Origin of the sequence: Vallitalea sp. (assembly GCF_025211055.1) — a bacterium.
Classification (GTDB): domain Bacteria; phylum Bacillota; class Clostridia; order Lachnospirales; family Vallitaleaceae; genus Vallitalea.
The window spans coordinates 1-6299 of record NZ_JAOARO010000062.1; the positions used below are offsets into that span (position 1 = coordinate 1).

Here is a 6299-nt window from a genome sequence, read left to right on the forward strand (position 1 = left end):
ACACTAAAGGTATTTTTTTATAGTTGATAAGCTTCCGTAGATTACATCACCTAACAACGTATTGCCGTTCGCTACGCACATGCACTCACTTTAGGGAAAGGCTTTGAGGTCAGAGTGAACGTCGGCAATACGAAAACGTTAGTCGCAATAAACTACTAGTATAGGAGATAAAATATGAAAGATGGATATAAGGATTTTTTTAATTATTTTAATATCAATGAAAGCGATATCATATCATATGGTCTTGATTCAATAATAACTATTGATGCAACTATCATAGAAAAAAATTGGCAACATTTAAAAAACGAGTTGATGAATGATAAGGAAGTTGTAATCAGGGGGTATGGTAGAGATGCTTTAGGTACGAATTTATATATCAATGCTTATAAGCATATATTTAATAATAATAAAGTGAAAAAAGACCCAACAAACAACGCAAATCCACAGAGATTAATACAACAGTTAACTGGGTTAAAACGGAATAAAGATATATCAAACTATCAAGTATCACATGTTTTTGGAAGAACAAAGAATCCTTTAGCATTTATGGCAGGATGGAATATAATTTATATACCCAAGATTTTAGATCCATTTACAGGACATGAAAGTAAAGGGGAATTAACTAAGAATTTCACGCTAGCATTACAAAAACTAATTTACAATAAATTTAATAAACAAATTGATGATTTCAATAGAATTGTATCTGATAAAGAATTGAAACTATGTATTGATGAATATATTCAGCATCTAAAATCAGATGATAGTATTTTAGATAAAAAAATTAGTCAATTTGAAATAGATATACGAAAAGAATTTACACCGATTTTATTAAATAAATAGAGGTAAGTGTAAGGTTAATTCCGTAGTTGACTGCGCCTAACAATATATTTCCGTTCGCTTCGCACATTTCACAGCCTAAGCCCGTCGGGACACTCACTGCATTAGCCCTTATTCAGGGCATGAGCAGTTCCCTCTAAGGCTCTGAAACGTCGGAAATACGGACCGTTATATAAAATAATCTCAAACTAATGGGTCTTTTTATTAGGGATGTGCTTTGGAGTTTTTAACAAGATTTATGCGTTGAATTTAGATAGAACCCAGTGGGTGAAAATAAAATACCATTATTAGGTAGCGGTGTTGTGTCATGAAAACTTACAATTTTAGAGAAAGTGAAAGTGATTTAATGGAGGATTTAAATAAATACAGGATATTATCAATAATATTGATTTTTATATCTATTATACCAATGGGATTTGGAGAAACTCCTATTACATATACAATAACATGTAGCATATTGATAATCTCATTTCTAATATCAAGAAAATATAGGTGTCCTTATTGTGGAAAAGTATTTGATATTCGAACAAGTAGTAAAAAAATATATTATTGTGTTAGATGTGGAAAAAAATTATAAACTATGAAGATATACTACTATATAAGCAAGGTTTACAATCATGTGATGGTGTTATGAAACTTAAGGTATGGCATAATTAAATCAATGCGATTAGTAAATTGGTATATCAAAAGATAATATTATTGTCGTGGATTAAACTTAAGGCTATTGGCTGTTTTAATAGAAACAAAAAATCGTTTGGGTCATTTGAGATTACATCATATAACAATGTATTTTCGTTCGTTCGGGAAGAGTATTCCTCTAGGGATTTGCCCTCACACATCCCACCACCTAAGCCCGTCGGGACAGTCGTTGCATTAGCCCTTAATCAGGGCATTAGCAGCTCCTTCTAAGGTGCTGGGACGTCGGAAATACAGAGACGTTAGATAAAATTAATCCATTCTGTAAATTTAAAAGATTGGGAGATAAGTATATATGAATGCCATTGAACTAAGGAATAAATTGATTGTGAATAAAAACCTATGTAGGTTAGATAACAGAGGAAATATTAAAGCGTGGTTTTCTATTGAAGAATTTGACTTCTCTGGAGAAGTTAAATTATATGAAAGTAATAGAATTGAATTTCCATTTGGGCACTATACTAATTTTGATGGTAAGTTAAACTTTTGGTGTGGGTATTGGCAACATTTTGGTGGGAGATGTTCTGATATAATTATATTTGGAGCTATTAAACCCACCAATAATGATAAGGTTTTGTTAAAATATAATAATGACTATTTCATTGGTTCTTTAGATCCCAACATTAAATATCAGTATGGAATAGAAAATAATGTACTTGGATTTATAAACCATGGAATTATAGATGGATGCAGCAGTATGTTGAGTCATCCATTAGCTGGGTTTGAAGTAACAATAAATAACATTATTGTAAGTCCAGCTAACTGGCATCCTAAGGGATTTATAAATGTGGGGCGAGTAATGATAGAAGAATTAACATTGTATATGGCAAAGAACGGTTATATTGATAAGATATAGAATAGGGTATTTATAGGTATCTATTTGGTTTAAGTATTTAGCAAAGAGTCATGGATTAGCTTCATCTAACAATATATTTCCGTTCGCTACGCACATTCCTTCACCGAGTGCGAGCACCGCCTACGAAGAAAGGCTCTGCGGGTTCGGTTCAGGAACGTCAGAAATACGAGACGTTAGGAACAATAATTTCAATCTATTGGGTAAAAGATTTTTATTGGTAATCGATATTAACTGGTTAATTTAAGATACAATAATATTGTAGAAAAAATTGAGAAAAAATAAAAATGATTATTTGGGTTAAATATATTATCATTGAGTAAATTTTTGTTTTAACCAAATCATAATTTGAATAATCCTAAAATTAGCGTAACAAAATATAAATTTAAAGTGAGGGGATATGTGTTATTATAATGTGTGTAGTTTTTTGTTTAATTAATATATAAATAGGAATTTAAAAGGAGGATTTCAAATGAACATTGCTCTTTGGATTGCAATAGGTGCTGCTATTTTATGTGCTATTGTTGCTGGCTTTGGTGATATCAATAAAAAAAATAACAAGAAATAAACGTCAATATTTCTTTGCATATTGTTGATTGAGAATATAATAAAGGATAGATTTTTATCGTGAACTATCAAGGTAAATTGAATTTGTCATAAGTAGTAAATAGAATATTTTCTGTACATATTTATTATGGATTTCTATATTGACATATTACATTAAATTATATTTCCATCTATACTAAATTAAACATGTAAAAAACAAACTTATTTTTATTAATATAACCAGTAAGACTAAATAAACATATGTATTGAATAGAATATAAGTTGTAGATAATATATGTTGCAACTCGTATATTGTACTTAATTGAAATATATAGTTAATTTAGATAGGTCATCGTAAAGTTAAATTAATTGAAGTGTCTAGGATAATGAAGTAACAGAGTAATTATGGCGAACTATACTCTTAATTTGAGTATAGAAACCAAAAACAATAACAAAAGATGTCTGGGGTCATTGAAATTACAATACCTAACAAAATATTTCCGTTCGTTCGGGAATGGTATTCCTTTGGGGTCACCCTCACACATCTCACCACCTAAGCGCGTCGCGACAGTCGTTGCATTAGCCCTTGACAGGGCATGAGCAACTCCTTCTAAGGTGCTGGGACGTCGGAAATACGGAACCGTTATAAGAAATAAGTCCACAAATTTCGGAGTAGAGCTTCGAGGGTCATCAAAGAACAATTTAGATATAAAGGTAGGTATTAAATTAATGAATAAATTAATAGAAATTACAGACAAAATAGTTGAAGAAATATTAGAGTTTCTCTACACAGATGAAATTATGAATGTATTTTTGATTCACTACTTTGAAAATCAAAGAGATAGTATTGGAGAAGTGTATATTGGGTTAAATGAGAATGAAATAACTGAGATAGTACATATTAAATATGATGGAAACTCTAACTTCACAAGCTTTTATTCAAACTCACTAGATGGCTTAGATAAAATAGCAAAATTAATTAAAGAACTTAATTATAGCGATATTTTACTAGCTGGAAAAAAAGAAGAAGTAAATTACATAATGAATAGATTAGAAATAGATAAAGAGTTGTACTTGAATACATATTACCAATTTAATAGTAATGAATATCAGAACTTAAACTATGAAGAAGTTATGAATTTAAGGAAAGCTACAAGATGTAAACGAGATATTGATAAGGTCAAGAAATATCTTATAGAATTTTTTGGTGCAGAGACTGAAGAAGAAATACAAAAAATCACAAGTGAGAAGAAGATTAATGAAGAGTTGGAGAATGGAATTTATTTACTTGAAGAAGTAGAGGGTAAGATTATTGGAATGGCTAGATTTTTTGGAGAAAGTCGTAAATATATTGACATCACTACAGTGTTCATTGATGAGGAATATAGAGGGAAAGGGTATGGGAAGGTACTCATGCAGTTAATGGTAAAGCAGGCACTAGAAAACAATAAGATACCAATAACACAGACTGCATTAAGTAATAAAGTTGCAAAACGTATATATGAAAATATAGGTTTCAATAAAGTATGTGATTATACATTTCAATTTATTAGATGAACAGTGTATCTAAACAAGTAGGATAAAAGCTTGGGTATTCCTCTAGAGCTTTGTGGACTTACATCTTATAACAATATATTTCCATTCGTTCGGGCAGAGTATTCCTCTTGGGAAATGCCCTCACACATTCCACCACCTAAGCGCGTCGCGACAGTCATCGCATTAGCCCTTATTCAGGGCATGAGCGATTCCTTCTAAGGCGCTGGAACGTCGGAAATACGGGACGTTATAATGCAATTATATCCACATTTCGTGGGATTCCTATTGGGTCAATTAAAAAGAGCATTACTCTGTGCAGTTGATATTATTTAATTTAATAGATTAAGAGGTATAGATATGAAATTTAAATTAGCACTATTGGCAGTCAAAAGTATTGATATTTCTAAACGGTTCTATGAAGAAATATTCAATCAAAAAGTTGTTCTTGATTTAGGTAGAAATGTTACTTTTAGTGGTGGATTTGCAATACAAGAAGATTTTGCATGGCTTACAGATTTACCTGTTGATTCTGTTATAGAAAAGTCAAATAATATGGAATTGTATTTTGAGGTAGATGATTTTGACGGGTTTATAGAACAATTAAAACGTTTTGGAAATATTAAATATGTTCATCCACCTAAGAAACATGATTGGCAACAACGAGTTGTTCGTATTTATGATCCAGATTACCATATTATTGAAATAGGAGAATCTATGGCAGTTATAGTAAAACGTTATTTTGCTAATGGCTATTCAATAGATGAGATTGCAAAAATTATTAAATCGCCAATTGAGTATGTTAAAAGTATTATTGATTATGATTTAAAGGCACTAAATATTGAACAATCTAATTAAACATATTTTTTATGTGTGATGATAAAAGCATCCTTTGAAGCTGCTTTGGAGGATGTGGATATAACTGCATATAACAATGTATTTTCGTTCGTTCGGGTAGGGTCATTTCTCTGGGGTCAGCCCTCACACATTCCACCACCTAAGCGCGTCGCGACAGTCGTTGCATTAGCTCTTGGCAGGGCATGAGCAACTCCTTCTAAGGTGCTGGAACGTCGGAAATACGGAGACGTTAGGTGAAATTCTCAACTAGGCTATCGAGATATTGAAGGATAGTTGAATTTATATAATATAATAGAAAAATAAGTTAATTATGGAGGCAAAAATGTTTACAAAAAGAAAAGTAGAAGATGTATTTACACCAAGAAATCCAGATGTTAATAATATAATGTATGTACATAGACCTGAATTGGAAAAAGTATTATATAGAAAAATATTAGGAAGCAAACATATGATTATTTATGGTGAAAGTGGATGTGGAAAGTCATGGTTGTATAAAAAAGTGTTAGCGGAACAAAGAATAAATTATGGTCTCATTAATTTAGCTAAAGCCAAAAGAATGGGAAGTATAACTAATGTATTTAAGGATCAGTTAGCCAATAGAATTAATTATGAAAAGACTGAATATACAGATGTTAAAAGAGCATCCGCAAATGCTCTTGCATTCAATGGTGGATTAGAAAATAGGAATACATTTAAAAAAATGGATATAGACCCTATAAGAGACATTAGGTATATTAGCGGATTTTACCTGTTCTGAAATTCATAATGTTCCATTAACACAATGGAGGAATATTGCTTGTCATAAAAGTTACAAAGTAGTAGGAACATCAATTAAGTGTGCTTACGGAAGAAACCTAGACAAGGAAGTTGTTGTAGAAGATAAGGAAGAATTGCTAGAGATATCAGTTTTGCTTAATACATTGTCGCAGATAGTTAATTTTGCAACTAAGTTCTTTTTATATGACAATATCTATGA

General features: G+C 31.1%; 6 protein-coding genes. All 6 read left to right on the top strand.

All coding sequences use genetic code 11. The features are described 5' to 3' along the window. Window positions 1-174: 174 nt before the first annotated feature. The 6 genes from N4A55_RS09340 to N4A55_RS09365 all read left to right on the top strand — a co-directional run bounded on the left by N4A55_RS09340 (window position 175) and on the right by N4A55_RS09365 (window position 6080). Entirely contained in the window at window positions 175-840 is a 666-nt protein-coding gene (locus N4A55_RS09340) for a hypothetical protein (RefSeq protein WP_293755423.1), read from the top strand. A gap of 304 nt (window positions 841-1144) precedes the next feature. Then, on the top strand, window positions 1145-1414 hold the full coding sequence (locus N4A55_RS09345) for a hypothetical protein (protein WP_293755425.1): 270 nt from the start codon (window positions 1145-1147) through the stop codon (window positions 1412-1414). Between the two features lie 414 nt (window positions 1415-1828). Beyond that, entirely contained in the window at window positions 1829-2389 is a 561-nt protein-coding gene (locus tag N4A55_RS09350; RefSeq protein ID WP_293755427.1) for a hypothetical protein, read from the top strand. Between the two features lie 1272 nt (window positions 2390-3661). Continuing rightward, the gene (locus tag N4A55_RS09355) at window positions 3662-4489 is read left to right on the top strand and encodes a GNAT family N-acetyltransferase (RefSeq protein ID WP_293755429.1); all 828 of its coding nucleotides are present in this window, start codon (window positions 3662-3664) and stop codon (window positions 4487-4489) included. A gap of 336 nt (window positions 4490-4825) precedes the next feature. Then, complete coding sequence (locus tag N4A55_RS09360; RefSeq protein ID WP_293755431.1) at window positions 4826-5323, top strand: glyoxalase/bleomycin resistance/dioxygenase family protein; 498 nt, start codon at window positions 4826-4828, stop codon at window positions 5321-5323. A 322-nt stretch (window positions 5324-5645) separates the two neighbouring features. Then, on the top strand, window positions 5646-6080 hold the full coding sequence (locus N4A55_RS09365; RefSeq protein ID WP_293755433.1) for a hypothetical protein: 435 nt from the start codon (window positions 5646-5648) through the stop codon (window positions 6078-6080). Window positions 6081-6299: the final 219 nt, after the last annotated feature.

What these genes read in the sequence shown, in the direction of transcription:
- N4A55_RS09340 (WP_293755423.1), top strand. Translation starts at nt 175, where the DNA reads ATGAAAGATGGATATAAGGATTTTTTTAATTATTTTAATATCAATGAA.
- N4A55_RS09345 (WP_293755425.1), top strand. Translation starts at nt 1,145, where the DNA reads ATGAAAACTTACAATTTTAGAGAAAGTGAAAGTGATTTAATGGAGGAT.
- N4A55_RS09350 (WP_293755427.1), top strand. Translation starts at nt 1,829, where the DNA reads ATGAATGCCATTGAACTAAGGAATAAATTGATTGTGAATAAAAACCTA.
- N4A55_RS09355 (WP_293755429.1), top strand. Translation starts at nt 3,662, where the DNA reads ATGAATAAATTAATAGAAATTACAGACAAAATAGTTGAAGAAATATTA.
- N4A55_RS09360 (WP_293755431.1), top strand. Translation starts at nt 4,826, where the DNA reads ATGAAATTTAAATTAGCACTATTGGCAGTCAAAAGTATTGATATTTCT.
- N4A55_RS09365 (WP_293755433.1), top strand. Translation starts at nt 5,646, where the DNA reads ATGTTTACAAAAAGAAAAGTAGAAGATGTATTTACACCAAGAAATCCA.